The sequence below is a fragment of the Paraburkholderia sp. CHISQ3 genome, assembly GCF_030464945.1.
In the GTDB taxonomy this organism is placed as follows: Bacteria; Pseudomonadota; Gammaproteobacteria; order Burkholderiales; family Burkholderiaceae; genus Paraburkholderia; species Paraburkholderia megapolitana.
In genome coordinates this window covers 1-18086 of record NZ_JALPRG010000023.1, presented here as the reverse complement: position 1 = coordinate 18086, position 18086 = coordinate 1, and the positions used below count along the sequence as shown (strand labels likewise).

Genomic DNA, 18086 nt, shown 5'->3' with positions numbered 1-18086 from the left:
CCGCGAAGGTGGCCGTACCGTCGGCGCTGGTGTCGTTGCCAAGATCCTCGAGTAAGCCAGTTACTTCTCGTTGATCGGTTGTTTCGGGGTTGGCGGTGTCGTCAACCCCAAAATGGTTTTAGGGGTATAGCTCAACTGGCAGAGCGTCGGTCTCCAAAACCGAAGGTTGGGGGTTCGATTCCCTCTGCCCCTGCCAATCTCGCGCTAATGTGGCGCTCGTTAAGGTGTTATGGCGAATCCTTCCGTCGAAACTGTAAATACTTCTGGCGACAAGCTAACGCTGGCCGCGGGCGTATTGTTGGTCTTGGCCGGGTTCGTGGGGTTCTTCTGGCTTGGTAGCCAGGAGTGGTACGTCCGCGGTGCAGCCTTGGCAGTTGGTGTGATCGCGGGTGTGGCGGTCGGTCTTATCTCCGCGCCCGGCAAGGGTTTCATCGCGTTCGCTAAAGACTCGTACAAGGAAGTCCGCAAGGTTGTGTGGCCCACTCGTAAAGAGGCTACCCAGACGACCCTCGTGGTGTTTGCCTTCGTATTCGTCATGGCGATATTTCTCTGGATCAGCGACAAATCCATTGAATGGGCGATTTTCTCGGTGATTCTGGGTTGGAAATGATATGAGCGATACTCCGGCATCCCCGAGCGGCAAGCGTTGGTATGTGGTGCACGCCTACTCCGGCATGGAGAAGAGCGTGCAACGTGCGCTTCAGGAGCGCATCGATCGCGCTGGCATGCAGGACAAGTTTGGCCAGATCCTCGTGCCGACCGAAGAGGTGGTTGAGGTGAAGGGCGGTCACAAATCGGTGACCGAGCGTCGTTTCTTCCCGGGCTATGTGCTCGTGGAAATGGAAATGACGGACGAAACGTGGCACCTGGTGAAGAACACCGCAAAGGTGACCGGTTTTGTTGGTGGTGCGCGCAATCGTCCGAGCCCGATTTCCCCGCGGGAAGTCGAGAAGATCATGTCGCAGATGCAGGAAGGTGTGGAGAAGCCGCGCCCGAAGACCCTGTTCGAAGTCGGCGAGATGGTGCGCGTGAAGGACGGTCCGTTCACGGACTTCAACGGCAGCGTCGAGGAAGTGAACTACGAGAAGTCGCGTGTTCGCGTGTCCGTGACGATTTTCGGCCGTGCAACGCCGGTCGAGCTGGAATTCGGCCAGGTCGAGAAGTTGTAATCCAGATTTTTGCGGGGCGCGCCGTCTGGCGCGCCCCGGTTTTCGCGCTTACGGTCCGCGTAATGGCCGTTGAGGAGCGTCAGTAGTCGGTTTTTTCGACGAAAGCGCGTTACTACTCACCTGAACGCTAACGCGTTCCAACGAGGTTTTCAACATGGCAAAGAAAATCATCGGCTTTATCAAGCTGCAGATTCCTGCAGGTAAAGCCAACCCGTCGCCGCCGGTCGGTCCGGCACTGGGTCAGCGCGGTTTGAACATCATGGAGTTCTGCAAGGCGTTCAACGCGCAGACTCAAGCGATGGAACCCGGTCTGCCGATCCCGGTTGTGATCACCGCGTTTGCGGACAAGAGCTTCACGTTTGTCCTGAAGACGCCGCCGGCTACGGTTCTGATCAAGAAAGCAGCGAAGATCGACAAGGGTTCGGCCAAGCCGCACACCGACAAGGTCGGCAAGATCACGCGCGCTCAAGCTGAAGACATCGCGAAGGCCAAGATGCCGGATCTTACGGCAGCTGATCTCGACGCAGCGGTTCGTACGATCGCTGGTAGCGCCCGCTCGATGGGCATCACCGTGGAGGGCGTGTAAATGGCCAAGCTTTCTAAGCGTCTGCAAGCTTTCGCATCGAAGATCGATGCCCAGAAGCTCTACGCAATCGACGAAGCGCTGACGCTCGTCAAAGAGTGCGCGAACGCGAAATTCAACGAATCGATCGACGTTGCTGTGCAACTCGGCATCGATGCGAAGAAGTCGGACCAGGTCGTTCGCGGCTCGGTCGTGCTGCCTGCCGGTACCGGCAAGTCGGTGCGCGTCGCCGTGTTCGCTCAGGGCGAAAAGGCTGAACAAGCTCGTGCAGCCGGCGCGGAAATCGTCGGTATGGAAGACCTGGCTGAACAGGTCAAGGCCGGTAACCTGAACTTCGACGTCGTGATCGCTTCGCCGGACACGATGCGTGTGGTCGGTACGCTGGGTCAGATCCTCGGTCCGCGCGGTTTGATGCCGAATCCGAAGGTCGGTACCGTGACGCCGGACGTCGCAACCGCTGTGAAGAACGCCAAGGCTGGTCAGGTGCAGTTCCGTGTCGACAAGGCCGGGATCATCCACGCCACCATCGGTCGTGCTTCGTTCGAAGCAACGGCGCTGCGCAGCAACCTGAATGCTCTCGTCGAAGCGCTGCAAAAAGCGAAGCCGGCAACGAGCAAGGGTGTGTACCTGCGTAAGGTCGCGTTGTCGAGCACGATGGGTGTCGGCGTACGCGTCGACCAGGCATCGCTCACAGCACAGTAAAAGAATTGATCGCTTCGACGCGAGTCGAGGCGGTTTTTAAGGGCTTTGGGCGGTCGCGAGATGGCAGTGTGCATCGAACGGCCGGTTGTCAAAGACCGTTGGCGGGAACGCAGCAGGCAGGTGTTCTCTTAATGCAAAGCCAACGCAGATGGCGAACCCGAAATGGTTTTGTAGTGCTGAAGCCGTTTGGTACCCGCAGCAATGCGGTTAGCAGGCGGTCGAAATGCTCCTGACTGGTCGGACGCCGTTGTTGAATGCGATATGCAAAGCATCCGCTGCGTGTATCGAATCTGGAGGTTAACCGTGCCACTCAACAAAGAAAGTAAGCAGGCCGTCGTCGCTGAGGTTGCCGCGCAAGTCGCGAAAGCCCAGACCGTCGTTCTGGCCGAATATCGTGGAATCGCGGTTGGCGATCTGACCAAGCTGCGCGCGAAAGCGCGCGAGCAACAGGTGTATCTGCGCGTGTTGAAAAACACGCTGGCGCGTCGCGCTGTTGAAGGTACCCCGTTTGCTCCGCTGGCTGAGCAGATGACCGGTCCTCTGATCTACGGCATCTCTGAAGATGCAATTGCTGCTGCGAAAGTCGTCAATGACTTTAGCAAGAGCAATGACAAGTTGATCATCAAGGCCGGTTCCTACGAAGGCAACGTGATGGACAAGGCGGGCGTGCAAGCGCTGGCTTCCATCCCGAGCCGCGAGGAACTGCTCTCCAAGCTGCTGTTCGTTATGCAGGCACCCGTCTCCGGCTTCGCGCGCGCTCTTGGCGCACTGGCCGCGAAGAAGGGCGAAGAAGCCGAAGCTGCCTGAATTTCAGGCAGTGCGTGACGCACATCGGTTGAGCGTAATCGATCGCTAGCTGTATCCGAATTCAATTTAGGAGTATTTCAAATGGCAATCGCAAAAGAAGACATCCTCGAAGCCGTAGGCTCGATGTCGGTTCTGGAACTGAACGAGCTGGTCAAGGCGTTCGAAGAAAAGTTTGGCGTGTCGGCAGCTGCTGTTGCAGTGGCAGGCCCGGCAGGCGGCGGCGCAGCAGCCGTTGCTGAAGAGCAAACCGAATTCACGGTCAACCTGACGGAAGTCGGCGCGAACAAGGTTTCGGTCATTAAGGCTGTTCGCGAACTGACGGGTCTCGGCCTGAAGGAAGCGAAGGACCTGGTCGACGGTGCACCGAAGCCTGTGAAGGAAGCGGTACCGAAGGCTGCAGCTGAAGAAGCCAAGAAGAAGCTGGAAGAAGCTGGCGCGAAGGCTGAAATCAAGTAAGTTTCAGCGTGCTGCGCGAAGGCTGGCGGTTTTCCACCGCCGGCCTTTTTGTGCTTTGTGGGGACTACGTTTTTGCAGGGTCGTATCGGCAATAACGGAGGCCCCAGAAGCCAAAGAGAATCGTCTTTCGGTAATGTCGACCGGCGTTTCTCTTTGTCTTCTGAAGCGACTGCAGAAGGCAAGTTTGGTCGGGCAGCGGGCAACATAGGCATCCGCTGCCGTCAGCCAGCGGTTGGTAGCGGCCAACCACCAAGCTTTTAGGCTCGTTCAGGCCATCGGACGGCCATCGGGTCTCAGTCGGTGAACACTCGGGTTGTCTCATCCAGGTATCCTGCCTCGACAACAATGCCCGCCGTGATTCGGAGATCGTATGCAATATTCCTTCACCGAGAAGAAGCGTATTCGCAAGAGCTTTGCGAAGCGCCCCATCGTTCACCAAGTACCTTTCCTGCTGGCTACCCAGCTTGAATCATTCAGCACGTTTCTGCAAGCAGACGTGGCTGCAACGCAGCGCAAGCCGGAAGGCCTGCAGGCTGCGTTTACGTCTGTTTTTCCAATCGTTTCGCACAACGGGTTCGCCCGTCTTGAGTTCGTCAGCTACATGCTGTCGTCGCCGGCATTCAACATCAAGGAATGCCAGCAGCGCGGCCTGACGTACTGTTCCGCCCTGCGTGCCAAGGTGCGCCTCGTGCTGCTCGATAAAGAGTCGCCGAGCAAGCCGGTCGTGAAGGAAGTGAAGGAACAAGAGGTGTACATGGGCGAAATTCCGCTCATGACGCCGACGGGTTCGTTCGTCATCAACGGCACGGAACGCGTGATCGTCTCGCAGCTGCACCGCTCGCCTGGTGTGTTCTTCGAACACGACAAGGGCAAGACGCACAGCTCGGGCAAGCTGCTGTTCTCAGCGCGGATTATTCCGTACCGCGGTTCGTGGCTCGACTTCGAATTCGACCCGAAGGACGTGCTGTACTTCCGCGTCGACCGTCGCCGCAAGATGCCGGTCACGATCCTGCTGAAGGCGATCGGCCTCACGCCGGAACAGATCCTCGCAAACTTCTTCGTGTTCGACAACTTCGCTCTGATGCCGGAAGGCGCTCAGATGGAGTTCGTGCCCGAACGTCTGCGCGGTGAAGTCGCGCGTTTCGACATTTCGGATCGCGACGGCAACGTGATTGTCCAGAAGGACAAGCGGATCAACGCGAAGCACATTCGCGACCTCGAAAACGCGAAGACCAAGTTCATCTCGGTTCCGGAAGACTACCTGCTCGGCCGCGTGCTGGCGAAGAACGTAGTCGACGGCGATACCGGTGAAGTGATTGCGAACGCGAACGACGAAATCACCGAAACGGTTCTCGAGAAGCTGCGCGAAGCGAAGATCAAGGACATCCAGACGCTCTACACGAACGATCTGGATCAAGGTCCGTACATCTCGTCGACGCTGCGTATCGACGAAACGGCTGACCGCATGGCAGCCCGCATCGCGATCTACCGCATGATGCGCCCGGGCGAACCGCCGACCGAAGAAGCGGTCGAGGCGTTGTTCAACCGTCTGTTCTATAGCGAAGATGCGTACGACCTGTCGAAGGTCGGCCGTATGAAGTTCAATCGCCGGGTCGGCCGCGACGAGATCGTCGGCCCGATGACGCTGCTGGACGACGACATCCTCGCGACGATCAAGATCCTCGTTGAGCTGCGTAACGGCAAGGGCGAAGTCGACGACATCGACCACTTGGGTAACCGTCGTGTGCGTTGCGTCGGCGAACTGGCGGAAAACCAGTTCCGCGCCGGTCTCGTGCGTGTCGAGCGCGCGGTGAAGGAACGCCTCGGCCAGGCCGAAAGCGAAAACCTGATGCCGCACGACCTGATCAACTCGAAGCCGATTTCGTCGGCGATTCGCGAGTTCTTCGGTTCGTCGCAGCTGTCGCAATTCATGGACCAGACCAACCCGCTGTCGGAAATCACCCACAAGCGCCGTGTATCGGCACTTGGACCGGGCGGTCTGACGCGCGAGCGCGCTGGCTTTGAAGTCCGCGACGTGCACCCGACCCACTATGGCCGCGTGTGTCCGATTGAAACGCCGGAAGGTCCGAACATCGGCCTGATCAACTCGCTCGCACTGTACGCGCACCTGAACGAATACGGCTTCCTCGAAACGCCGTATCGCAAGGTTGTGGACAGCAAGGTGACGGATCAGATCGACTATCTGTCGGCGATCGAAGAAGGCCGTTACGTGATCGCTCAGGCGAACGCGGCGGTGGCGGCTGACGGCTCGCTGACCGACGAACTCGTATCGTCGCGTGAAGCGGGCGAAACGCTGATGGTCACGCCGGACCGCATCCAGTACATGGACGTGGCGCCGTCGCAGATCGTCTCGGTGGCCGCATCGCTGATTCCGTTCCTCGAGCACGATGACGCGAACCGCGCATTGATGGGTTCGAACATGCAGCGTCAGGCTGTGCCGTGTCTGCGTCCTGAGAAGGCCGTGGTCGGTACGGGTATTGAGCGCACGGTGGCGGTCGACTCGGGTACGACGGTTCAGGCATTCCGCGGTGGCGTGGTCGATTACGTCGACGCAGGCCGTATGGTGATTCGCGTGAACGATGACGAAGCCGCTGCTGGCGACGTCGGCGTGGACATCTACAACCTGATCAAGTACACGCGTTCGAACCAGAACACGAACATCAACCAGCGCCCGATCGTGAAGGTCGGCGACATCGTGTCGCGTGGCGACGTGCTGGCTGACGGCGCATCGACCGATCTCGGCGAACTGGCTCTCGGCCAGAACATGCTGGTCGCGTTCATGCCGTGGAACGGCTACAACTTCGAAGATTCGATCTTGATCTCGGAGAAGGTGGTTGCCGACGATCGTTACACGTCGATCCACATCGAAGAACTGAACGTCGTGGCTCGCGACACGAAGCTCGGACCAGAAGAAATCACGCGCGACATTTCGAATCTCGCAGAAGTACAGCTTGGCCGTCTCGACGAGTCGGGCATCGTGTACATCGGCGCGGAAGTCGAGGCGGGCGACGTGCTGGTCGGTAAGGTGACGCCGAAGGGCGAAACCCAGCTGACGCCGGAAGAAAAGCTGCTGCGCGCGATCTTCGGCGAGAAGGCTTCGGACGTGAAGGATACGTCGCTGCGCGTGCCGTCGGGCATGAGCGGCACGGTCATCGACGTGCAGGTGTTCACGCGTGAAGGCATCCAGCGCGACAAGCGCGCGCAACAGATCATCGACGATGAACTGAAGCGCTATCGCCTCGACCTGAACGACCAGCTGCGTATCGTGGAAGGCGATGCATTCCAGCGTCTCGCACGGATGCTCGTCGGCAAGGTCGCGAACGGCGGTCCGAAGAAGCTCGCGAAGGGAACGAAGATCGAACAGGCTTACCTGGAAGATCTCGATCACTACCACTGGTTCGACATCCGCCTCGCGGACGAAGAAGCAGCGGCACAGCTCGAAGCGATCAAGGACTCGATCGAACAGAAGCGTCACCAGTTCGATCTCGCGTTCGAAGAAAAGCGCAAGAAGCTCACGCAAGGCGACGAACTGCCGCCGGGCGTGCTGAAGATGGTCAAGGTGTACCTCGCGGTGAAGCGCCGCCTGCAGCCTGGCGACAAGATGGCCGGTCGTCACGGTAACAAGGGTGTCGTGTCGAAGATCGTGCCGATCGAAGACATGCCGTACATGGCCGATGGCCGTCCGGCCGACGTCGTGCTGAACCCGCTTGGCGTGCCGTCGCGGATGAACGTCGGGCAGGTGCTCGAAGTGCATCTGGGCTGGGCTGCGAAGGGTCTCGGCTGGCGGATTGGCGAGATGCTGCAGCGTCAGGCGAAGATTGCCGAACTGCGCGAATTCCTGACCAAGATCTACAACGAGTCGGGCCGCGCGGAAGAGATCGATACGTTCACGGACGAAGAAATCGTCGAACTCGCGAAGAACCTGCGTGAAGGCGTGCCGTTCGCGACGCCGGTGTTCGACGGTGCGACGGAAGAGGAAATGTCGGGCATGTTGAACCTGGCTTTCCCGGACGACATCGCGCAGAACCTCGGCATGACGAAGTCGAAGAACCAGGTGCGTCTGTATGACGGCCGCACGGGTGAGGCATTCGAACGATCGGTAACGGTCGGCTACATGCACTACCTGAAGCTGCACCACTTGGTCGACGACAAGATGCACGCACGTTCGACTGGCCCGTACTCGCTCGTGACGCAGCAACCGCTGGGCGGCAAGGCGCAGTTCGGTGGTCAGCGCTTCGGTGAAATGGAAGTGTGGGCGCTCGAAGCGTACGGCGCATCGTACGTGCTGCAGGAAATGCTGACGGTGAAGTCGGATGACGTGACAGGCCGGACCAAGGTGTATGAGAACCTGGTCAAGGGCGATCACGTGATCGATGCAGGCATGCCGGAATCCTTCAACGTGCTGGTGAAGGAAATCCGCTCGCTCGGTATCGACATCGACCTCGACCGCAACTAATCGGACTACGGAGAGAAAGCAATGAAAGCTCTGCTCGATCTATTCAAGCAAGTCCAACAACCTGAAGTGTTTGACGCGATCAAGATCGGTCTGGCCTCGCCGGACAAGATCCGTTCGTGGTCGTTCGGTGAAGTGAAGAAGCCGGAAACGATCAACTACCGTACGTTCAAGCCGGAACGCGATGGTCTGTTCTGCGCGAAGATCTTCGGGCCGATCAAGGACTACGAATGTCTGTGCGGTAAGTACAAGCGTCTGAAGCACCGCGGCGTGATCTGCGAAAAGTGCGGCGTCGAAGTGACGCTCGCCAAGGTGCGTCGCGAACGGATGGGCCACATCGAACTGGCCTCGCCGGTTGCGCACATCTGGTTCCTGAAGTCGCTGCCGTCGCGTCTGGGCATGGTGCTCGACATGACGTTGCGCGACATCGAACGCGTGCTGTACTTCGAAGCATACGTAGTGATCGATCCGGGCATGACGCCGCTGAAAGCGCGGCAGATCATGACCGAAGAGGATTACTACAACAAGGTCGAAGAGTACGGTGACGAATTCCGCGCCGAGATGGGCGCGGAAGGCGTGCGCGAGCTGCTGCGTGCGATCAACATCGACGAACAGGTCGAGATGCTGCGCACCGAACTCAAGAACACGGGTTCGGAAGCGAAGATCAAGAAGTACGCGAAGCGCCTGAAGGTGCTCGAGGCATTCCAGCGTTCGGGCATCAAGCCTGACTGGATGGTGCTCGAAGTGCTGCCGGTGCTGCCGCCGGAACTGCGTCCGCTCGTGCCGCTCGACGGCGGCCGTTTCGCGACGTCGGACCTGAACGACCTGTATCGCCGCGTGATCAACCGTAACAACCGGTTGAAGCGTCTGCTCGAACTGAAGGCGCCTGAAATCATCGTCCGCAACGAAAAGCGGATGCTGCAGGAAGCCGTCGACTCACTGCTCGACAACGGTCGTCGCGGCAAGGCGATGACGGGCGCGAACAAGCGTCCGCTGAAGTCGCTCGCCGACATGATCAAGGGTAAGGGCGGCCGGTTCCGTCAGAACCTGCTGGGCAAGCGCGTCGACTACTCGGGCCGTTCGGTCATCGTGGTCGGCCCGACGCTCAAGCTGCATCAGTGCGGTCTGCCGAAGCTGATGGCGCTCGAACTGTTCAAGCCGTTCATCTTCAACAAGCTCGAAGTGATGGGTGTCGCTACCACCATCAAGGCTGCGAAGAAGGAAGTCGAGAACCAGACGCCGGTGGTGTGGGACATTCTCGAAGAAGTCATTCGCGAACATCCGGTCATGCTGAACCGCGCGCCGACGCTGCACCGTCTTGGCATTCAGGCTTTCGAGCCGGTGCTGATCGAAGGCAAGGCGATCCAGCTGCATCCGCTCGTTTGCGCGGCGTTCAACGCCGACTTCGACGGTGACCAGATGGCTGTTCACGTTCCGCTGTCGCTCGAAGCGCAGATGGAAGCACGCACGCTGATGCTGGCGTCGAACAACGTCCTGTTCCCGGCCAACGGCGATCCGTCGATCGTGCCGTCGCAGGATATCGTGCTCGGCCTGTACTACGCGACGCGTGAAGCCGTGAATGCGAAGGGCGAAGGCCTGTCGTTCACGGGCGTGTCGGAAGCACTGCGTGCGTACGAGAACAAGGAAGTCGAACTCGCATCGCGCGTCAACGTGCGGATCACTGAAATGGTCCGCAACGAAGACACGTCGGAAGGCGCACCGCAGTTCGTGCCGAAGATATCGCTGTTCGCGACGACCGTCGGCCGCGCGATCCTGTCGGAAATCCTGCCGCCGGGACTGCCGTTCACGGTGCTGAACAAGCCGCTGAAGAAGAAGGAAATTTCGCGCCTGATCAACACGGCATTCCGCAAGTGCGGTCTGCGCGAAACGGTGATCTTCGCCGACCAGCTGATGCAGTCGGGCTTCCGCCTTGCTACGCGCGCCGGTATTTCGATCTGCGTCGACGACATGCTCGTGCCGCCGCAGAAGGAAACGATCGTTGGCGACGCCGCGAAGAAGGTGAAGGAATACGACCGTCAGTACATGTCGGGTCTCGTCACGTCGCAAGAGCGCTACAACAACGTGGTCGACATCTGGTCGGCAACGTCGGAAGCGGTCGGCAAGGCGATGATGGAGCAGCTGTCGACGGAACCGGTGGTCGATCGCGACGGCAAGGAAACGCGTCAAGAGTCGTTCAACTCCATCTACATGATGGCCGACTCGGGCGCGCGTGGTTCCGCAGTGCAGATTCGTCAGCTGGCCGGTATGCGTGGCCTGATGGCGAAGCCGGACGGCTCGATCATCGAGACGCCGATTACGGCGAACTTCCGCGAAGGCCTGAACGTGTTGCAGTACTTCATCTCGACCCACGGTGCACGTAAGGGTCTGGCTGATACGGCACTGAAGACGGCGAACTCGGGTTACCTGACGCGTCGTCTCGTGGACGTCACGCAGGATCTCGTGGTGGTCGAAGACGATTGCGGCACGTCGAATGGCGTGGCGATGAAGGCACTCGTCGAAGGCGGTGAAGTCGTCGAAGCGCTGCGTGACCGGATTCTCGGCCGCGTTGCGGTGGCGGACGTCGTCAACCCGGAATCGCAGGAAACGCTGTACGAATCGGGCACGCTGCTCGATGAAGATGCGGTCGAAGAAATCGAACGCCTCGGCATCGACGAAGTGCGCGTACGTACGCCGCTCACCTGCGAAACGCGTTACGGCCTGTGCGCCGCGTGCTACGGTCGCGACCTCGGCCGCGGCTCGTCGGTCAACGTCGGCGAAGCAGTGGGCGTGATCGCTGCGCAGTCGATCGGCGAACCGGGTACGCAGCTGACGATGCGGACGTTCCACATCGGTGGTGCGGCATCGCGTGCGGCGGTTGCTTCGTCGGTTGAAGCGAAGTCGAACGGTACGGTCCGTTTCACGTCGACGATGCGTTACGTCACCAACGCGAAGGGCGAGCAGATCGTCATCTCGCGTTCGGGCGAAGCGATGATCACCGACGACCACGGCCGTGAGCGTGAACGTCACAAGGTGCCGTACGGCGCGACGCTGCTGCAGCTGGACGGTGCGCAGATCAAGGCCGGTACGCAGCTCGCGACGTGGGATCCGATGACGCGTCCGATCATCACCGAGTACGGCGGTACGGTGAAGTTCGAAAACGTCGAAGAAGGCGTGACGGTGGCCAAGCAGATCGACGACGTGACGGGGCTGTCGACGCTCGTCGTGATCGACGTGAAGCGCCGCGGTTCGCAGGCTTCGAAGAGCGTGCGTCCGCAGGTGAAGCTGCTCGACGCGGCCGGCGAGGAAGTGAAGATCCCGAACACCGAGCATTCGGTGCAGATCGGCTTCCAGGTCGGCGCGCTGATCACCGTGAAGGACGGTCAGCAGGTGCAGGTCGGTGAAGTGCTCGCACGTATCCCGACTGAATCGCAGAAGACGCGTGACATTACCGGTGGTCTGCCGCGCGTGGCCGAACTGTTCGAAGCACGTTCGCCGAAGGACGCCGGCATTCTCGCGGAAGTCACGGGTACGACGTCGTTCGGTAAGGACACGAAGGGCAAGCAGCGTCTCGTTATCACGGACCTCGAAGGCGAACAGCACGAGTTCCTGATCGCGAAGGAAAAGCAGGTTCTGGTGCACGATGGTCAGGTCGTCAACAAGGGCGAAATGATTGTCGACGGACCGGCCGATCCGCACGACATCCTGCGTCTGCAGGGCGTCGAGGCGCTGTCGCGCTACATCGTGGACGAAGTGCAGGACGTGTACCGTCTGCAGGGCGTGAAGATCAACGACAAGCACATTGAAGTGATCGTGCGTCAGATGCTGCGTCGTGTGCAGATTTCGGACAACGGCGATACGCGCTTCATTCCGGGCGAACAGGTCGAGCGGTCGGACATGCTCGACGAGAACGACCGGATGATCGCGGAAGACAAGCGTCCGGCGACGTACGAAAACGTGCTGCTCGGTATCACGAAGGCGTCGCTGTCGACCGATTCGTTCATCTCCGCGGCGTCGTTCCAGGAAACGACCCGCGTGCTGACCGAAGCGGCGATCATGGGCAAGCGCGACGATCTGCGCGGGCTGAAGGAAAACGTGATCGTCGGTCGTCTGATTCCGGCTGGTACGGGTCTCGCGTTCCACAAGGCACGCAAGAGCAAGGAGCTGTCCGACCGCGAGCGTTTCGATCAGATCGCGGCCGAAGAGGCCTTCGAATTCGGTACGCCGGAAACCCCGGCTGCCGAACAGCAGCACTCCGGCGAGTAAGACCTGGCGGCGCAAGCCGCCTGGCCTGCAAACCGATCGAGCCGCCCAGTTTCGACTGGGCGGTTTTTTTTCGCCCGTTCAATCGACCGAATGGTTAATGTCTGCGAGAAATACGGGCATGGACCAGATGCGTTGGTAAAATTCGTCTGTCCGCCCCGCCGTCTCTTCCCGATCTCAATGTCCCGCTCGCTCGAAATTCTCAAAGAAGTCTTCGGTTATCCCGCGTTCAGAGGGCAGCAGGGCGAGATTGTCGAGCACGTGGCCGCGGGTGGCGACTCGCTCGTGTTGATGCCGACCGGCGGCGGCAAGTCGCTGTGTTACCAGATTCCATCGTTGGTGCGGCGCGAAGCGGGCTTCGGCGCCGGCATCGTCGTGTCGCCGTTGATCGCATTGATGCAGGATCAGGTTGCCGCGCTCACCGAGGTCGGCGTGCGCGCGGCTTACCTGAATTCGACGCTGTCCGGCGCGGAAGCCGCCGCGACTGAGCGTGCCTTGCGCGAAGGCGATATCGACCTGTTGTACGTCGCGCCGGAACGGCTCATGACGTCGCGCTTTCTCGAGCTGCTGGAGCGCGCGCGCATTGGCCTCTTCGCGATCGATGAAGCGCATTGCGTGTCGCAATGGGGGCACGACTTCCGGCCGGAATATATCCAGCTCTCCGTGCTGCATGAACGGTTTCCGTCGGTGCCGCGTATCGCGCTCACCGCGACCGCCGACGCGATCACCCGCGAAGAAATCGTCCAGCGTCTCGCTCTCGATGACGCGCGCATCTTCGTATCGAGCTTCGATCGTCCGAATATCCGCTACCGCATCGTCGAAAAGGACAACGCGCGCTCGCAGCTGCTCGACTTCATCCGCGCCGAACACACGCGGCAGGACGGCACCACCGACGCGGGCGTTGTTTACTGCCTGTCGCGCCGCAAGGTCGAGGAAACCGCGGAATGGCTGAAGGCGCAGGGCGTGCGCGCGCTGCCTTATCACGCGGGCATGGAGTTCGAGATCCGCCAGAAGCATCAGGAGATGTTTCAGCGCGAGGAGGGCATCGTGATGTGCGCGACGATCGCCTTCGGTATGGGCATCGACAAGCCCGACGTCCGCTTCGTCGCTCACCTCGATTTGCCGAAGAGCGTCGAAGGCTACTACCAGGAAACCGGCCGAGCTGGGCGCGATGGGATGCCCGCCAATGCGTGGATGACCTACGGTCTCGGCGACGTGGTGCAGCAGCGCAAGATGATCGATGAATCCGAGGCGGACGAGGCGCACAAGCGCGTGCAGACTGGCAAGCTCGATGCGCTGCTCGGCCTGTGCGAAGCCGCGTCGTGCCGGCGCGTGCGGCTACTCGGCTATTTCGGCGAACCGAGCGCGCCGTGCGGCAACTGCGACACCTGCCTCGAGCCGCCGGCGTCGTGGGATGCAACCCGCGAGGCGCAGATGGCGCTGTCCTGTGTGTTCCGCGCGCAGCGCGCGAGCGGTTTTCACTTCGGCGCAGGACATCTGATCGACATTCTGCGCGGCAACCGGAGCGAGAAAATCCTTCAGCGCGGTCACGAGAAGATCAGCACGTTCGGCATCGGCGCTGCGCTGTCGGAGCCCGAGTGGCGTGCGGTATACCGCCAGCTCGTCGCGTTCGGCTACCTTTCTGTCGATCACGAGGGCTATGGGTCGCTGGTGCTGACCGAAGCGAGTAAGGCGGTGCTCAAGGGCGAGCAGAACGTGACGCTGCGCCGCTACGTGAAACCGACGCGGACGCGCCAGTCGTCGGGCCGCACCAGCGAGCGCGCCGACCCGACGCTCGGCATGGGCCCGCGCGAACGCGCCCGCTGGGAGCGCCTGCGCACATGGCGCACGGAAACCGCGAAGAGCGACGGCGTACCGGCCTACGTGATCTTCCACGACGCAACGCTCGCCGAGATTGCCCGCAATGGGCCCGAGACAATCGACGGTTTGCGGCATATTCCGGGCATCGGCGCCCGCAAACTCGACCGCTTCGGTACCGAACTGCTTGAAGTGGTATCCGCGGACTGACTGCCCCCTCTCCAAACCCTCGCAAGCTGTTGACTCAGTTGGTATTTCCAGAATATCATGCTAGGTTCCGGATTTTGGCTTGCCTGCGCGCGTCTTTCGTGCGTCGGTTGCGGCTTGGATCCGGGAGTTTGGAAGTTTTCGATGCTCTCCATTTCTGCTTTGCCCAGAAACAGATGCATCGATTTTGTTCAATTTCAGGAATAAACAATGCCAACCATCAATCAACTGGTTCGCAAAGGCCGCGCTTCAGAAACTGTGAAGAGCAAGAGCCCGGCCTTGCAGGACTGCCCCCAGCGTCGTGGCGTGTGCACCCGCGTGTACACGACGACGCCGAAGAAGCCTAACTCGGCGCTCCGTAAGGTCGCCAAGGTTCGTCTGACGAACGGCTTCGAAGTTATTTCGTACATCGGCGGTGAAGGCCACAACCTGCAGGAACACTCGGTTGTGCTGATCCGTGGCGGCCGCGTGAAGGATTTGCCGGGTGTGCGTTATCACATGGTTCGTGGCTCGCTGGATACCCAGGGCGTCAAGGATCGTAAGCAAGCTCGCTCGAAGTACGGTGCGAAGCGCGCCAAGGCCGGCAAGTAAGCAGCCGGTCAGCAGTAACAGGGTTCAGGTCGCCTGAAAGGGCGGTAATGGCGGTGGTGCCGGATTCGCCGGTGCTGTCGAGTAAGTGGTCACCCGACCGGGCTGGTTAGTCGTAAAAGATGGATCGGGTTAGTTGGTGACCGCGGGGCCAGGTGCCAGAAAGGCACGGTTCCAACTGAAAAGTTAAAGGAAGAAACATGCCGCGTCGTCGCGAAGTCCCCAAGCGGGAAGTGTTGCCGGATCCGAAGTTCGGTAACGTTGATGTAGCAAAATTCATGAACGTACTGATGCTCTCCGGCAAGAAGTCGGTTGCCGAGCGTATCGTGTACGGCGCTTTTGAACAGATCCAGACCAAGGGTGGCAAGGACCCGCTGGAAGTGTTCACGGTAGCGCTCAACAACGTGAAGCCGGTGGTCGAAGTGAAGAGCCGTCGCGTTGGTGGTGCGAACTACCAGGTTCCGGTCGAAGTGCGTCCGTCGCGTCGTATGGCATTGGCGATGCGTTGGCTGCGTGAGGCTGCGAAAAAGCGTAGCGAGAAGTCCATGGCCCTGCGCCTGGCTGGTGAACTGTCCGAGGCTGCTGAAGGCCGCGGCGGCGCGATGAAGAAGCGCGACGAAGTCCACCGGATGGCAGAAGCCAACAAGGCGTTCTCGCATTTCCGTTTCTAAGCGTCCCGACCCCGGGTCAAGCGGAAAGAAATTCCGGGCGGGTGCGCTTTAAAGCGCCTCGCCCGTTTGTGTTAGGGCGCGCAGGGATTCATGTCCCGCGCGCCAACCCCCATAGAGGATCAAAGTGGCTCGCAAGACTCCTATCGAGCGCTACCGCAATATCGGTATTAGCGCTCACATCGACGCCGGCAAGACGACGACGACCGAGCGCATTCTGTTTTACACCGGCGTGAACCACAAGATTGGTGAAGTGCACGACGGCGCTGCAACCATGGACTGGATGGAGCAGGAGCAGGAGCGCGGCATCACGATTACGTCCGCTGCTACCACTGCTTTCTGGAAGGGCATGGGCGGCAACTATCCGGAACACCGCATCAACATCATCGACACCCCGGGCCACGTCGACTTCACGATTGAAGTGGAACGCTCGATGCGCGTGCTCGACGGCGCATGCATGGTGTATTGCGCAGTGGGCGGCGTGCAGCCGCAGTCGGAAACCGTGTGGCGTCAGGCGAACAAGTACAAGGTTCCCCGTCTTGCGTTCGTCAACAAGATGGACCGTACCGGCGCGAACTTCTTCAAGGTCTATGAACAGTTGAAGACGCGTCTGAAGGCGAATCCGGTTCCGGTCGTAGTACCGATCGGTTCGGAAGAGAGCTTCAAGGGCGTTGTCGACCTGATCAAGATGAAGGCGATCGTGTGGGACGAAGCGTCGCAAGGTACGAAGTTCGACTACATCGACATCCCGGCGGAACTCGTCGACACGTGCAATGAGTGGCGCGAAAAGATGATCGAGTCGGCTGCCGAAGCCAGTGAAGAGCTGATGGAAAAGTACCTCGGCGGCGAAGAGCTGTCCGAAGCGGAAGTGGTGAAGGCGCTGCGCGACCGTACGATCGCGTGCGAAATCCAGCCGATGCTGTGCGGTACCGCGTTCAAGAACAAGGGCGTGCAGCGTATGCTCGACGCCGTGATCGATTTCCTGCCGTCGCCGGTCGACATTCCCCCGGTCACGGGCGAACTCGAAAACGGCGAGAAGGCGGAGCGCCGCGCAGCTGACGACGAGAAGTTCTCGGCACTCGCGTTCAAGATCATGACCGACCCGTTCGTCGGCCAGCTGATCTTCTTCCGTGTGTACTCGGGCGTCGTGAAGTCGGGCGATACGCTGCTGAATGCGACCAAGGACAAGAAGGAACGTCTCGGCCGGATTCTGCAGATGCATGCGAACCAGCGCGAAGAAATCAAGGAAGTGCACGCGGGCGACATCGCCGCGGCTGTCGGCCTGAAAGAAGCGACGACGGGCGACACGCTGTGCGATCCGCAGCATCCTATCGTGCTCGAACGCATGATTTTCCCGGAGCCGGTGATCTCGCAGGCCGTCGAGCCGAAGACCAAGGTCGACCAGGAAAAGATGGGTCTCGCACTGAACCGTCTGGCTCAGGAAGATCCGTCGTTCCGCGTTCAGACGGATGAAGAATCGGGTCAAACCATCATTTCGGGCATGGGCGAGCTCCACCTCGAAATTCTGGTCGACCGGATGAAGCGTGAGTTCGGCGTCGAAGCGACGGTCGGCAAGCCGCAGGTGGCATACCGCGAAACCATTCGCGGCACGGCAACGGATGTCGACGGCAAGTTCGTCAAGCAGTCGGGTGGTCGCGGCCAGTATGGTCACGCAACCATCACGCTCGAGCCGAACGAGCAGGGCAAGGGCTACGAGTTCCTCGACGAGATCAAGGGTGGCGTGATTCCGCGCGAATACATCCCCGCGGTCGACAAGGGTATCCAGGACACGCTGAAGGCTGGCGTGCTGGCTGGCTTCCCGGTGGTTGATGTGAAGGTTCACCTGACGTTCGGTTCGTACCACGACGTCGACTCGAACGAAAATGCGTTCCGTATGGCCGGCTCGATGGCGTTCAAGGAAGCGATGCGCCGCGCGAACCCGGTCGTGCTCGAGCCGATGATGGCGGTGGAAGTGGAAACGCCTGAAGACTACATGGGTAACGTGATGGGTGACCTGTCGGGTCGCCGCGGTATCGTTCAGGGCATGGAAGACATGGTCGGCGGTGGCAAGATCGTTCGTGCAGAAGTGCCGCTGTCGGAAATGTTCGGCTATTCGACGTCGCTGCGTTCACTCACGCAAGGTCGTGCGACGTACACGATGGAATTCAAGCACTACTCCGAAGCGCCGCGCAACGTGCAGGAAGCGATCATCAGCGCCAAGTCGAAGTAATCGCGCGGCAAGTCATCAATCGATCAACATTTTTGAAAGAAGAGAATCATGGCAAAAGGTAAATTCGAACGGACGAAGCCGCACGTGAACGTTGGCACGATCGGTCACGTTGACCACGGCAAGA

General features: G+C 60.1%; 12 protein-coding genes, 1 tRNA gene and 1 pseudogene. All 14 read left to right on the top strand.

Annotation, left to right across the window (positions count from 1 at the left end; all coding sequences use genetic code 11):
- Positions 1-120: 120 nt before the first annotated feature.
- Positions 121-196: transfer RNA gene (locus tag M0D65_RS32935), tRNA-Trp, on the top strand.
- Positions 197-229: 33 nt separating this feature from the next.
- Complete coding sequence (gene secE / locus M0D65_RS32930; RefSeq protein ID WP_091019583.1) at positions 230-610, top strand: preprotein translocase subunit SecE; 381 nt, start codon at positions 230-232, stop codon at positions 608-610.
- 1 nt (position 611) lies between these two features.
- Positions 612-1169, top strand: coding sequence for a transcription termination/antitermination protein NusG (gene nusG / locus M0D65_RS32925; protein ID WP_027797944.1), 558 nt, complete (start codon positions 612-614; stop codon positions 1167-1169).
- Between the two features lie 154 nt (positions 1170-1323).
- Positions 1324-1755, top strand: coding sequence for a 50S ribosomal protein L11 (rplK, locus tag M0D65_RS32920; RefSeq protein WP_074262715.1), 432 nt, complete (start codon positions 1324-1326; stop codon positions 1753-1755).
- A complete protein-coding gene (rplA, locus tag M0D65_RS32915) occupies positions 1756-2454 on the top strand; it encodes a 50S ribosomal protein L1 (RefSeq protein WP_091019585.1) in 699 nt (232 codons plus the stop codon).
- Positions 2455-2715: 261 nt separating this feature from the next.
- Positions 2716-3261: a 50S ribosomal protein L10 gene (rplJ, locus tag M0D65_RS32910; protein ID WP_177228341.1), complete on the top strand. Its 546-nt coding sequence runs from the start codon at positions 2716-2718 to the stop codon at positions 3259-3261.
- An 81-nt stretch (positions 3262-3342) separates the two neighbouring features.
- On the top strand, positions 3343-3717 hold the full coding sequence (gene rplL, locus M0D65_RS32905) for a 50S ribosomal protein L7/L12 (protein WP_091019589.1): 375 nt from the start codon (positions 3343-3345) through the stop codon (positions 3715-3717).
- Positions 3718-4087: 370 nt separating this feature from the next.
- On the top strand, positions 4088-8194 hold the full coding sequence (rpoB, locus tag M0D65_RS32900; RefSeq protein WP_091019591.1) for a DNA-directed RNA polymerase subunit beta: 4107 nt from the start codon (positions 4088-4090) through the stop codon (positions 8192-8194).
- A 21-nt stretch (positions 8195-8215) separates the two neighbouring features.
- Positions 8216-12454 (top strand): DNA-directed RNA polymerase subunit beta', encoded by a 4239-nt coding sequence (rpoC, locus tag M0D65_RS32895; RefSeq protein ID WP_266256184.1) that lies wholly within the window; start codon positions 8216-8218, stop codon positions 12452-12454.
- A 177-nt stretch (positions 12455-12631) separates the two neighbouring features.
- Entirely contained in the window at positions 12632-14479 is a 1848-nt protein-coding gene (gene recQ, locus M0D65_RS32890; RefSeq protein ID WP_266256183.1) for a DNA helicase RecQ, read from the top strand.
- 207 nt (positions 14480-14686) lie between these two features.
- The gene (gene rpsL, locus M0D65_RS32885; protein WP_035935550.1) at positions 14687-15067 is read left to right on the top strand and encodes a 30S ribosomal protein S12; all 381 of its coding nucleotides are present in this window, start codon (positions 14687-14689) and stop codon (positions 15065-15067) included.
- 197 nt (positions 15068-15264) lie between these two features.
- The gene (gene rpsG, locus M0D65_RS32880) at positions 15265-15735 is read left to right on the top strand and encodes a 30S ribosomal protein S7 (protein WP_006053291.1); all 471 of its coding nucleotides are present in this window, start codon (positions 15265-15267) and stop codon (positions 15733-15735) included.
- A gap of 124 nt (positions 15736-15859) precedes the next feature.
- Entirely contained in the window at positions 15860-17962 is a 2103-nt protein-coding gene (gene fusA / locus M0D65_RS32875; RefSeq protein ID WP_091019598.1) for an elongation factor G, read from the top strand.
- 48 nt (positions 17963-18010) lie between these two features.
- A pseudogene (locus tag M0D65_RS32870) lies at positions 18011-18086 on the top strand (elongation factor Tu); the annotation flags it as partial.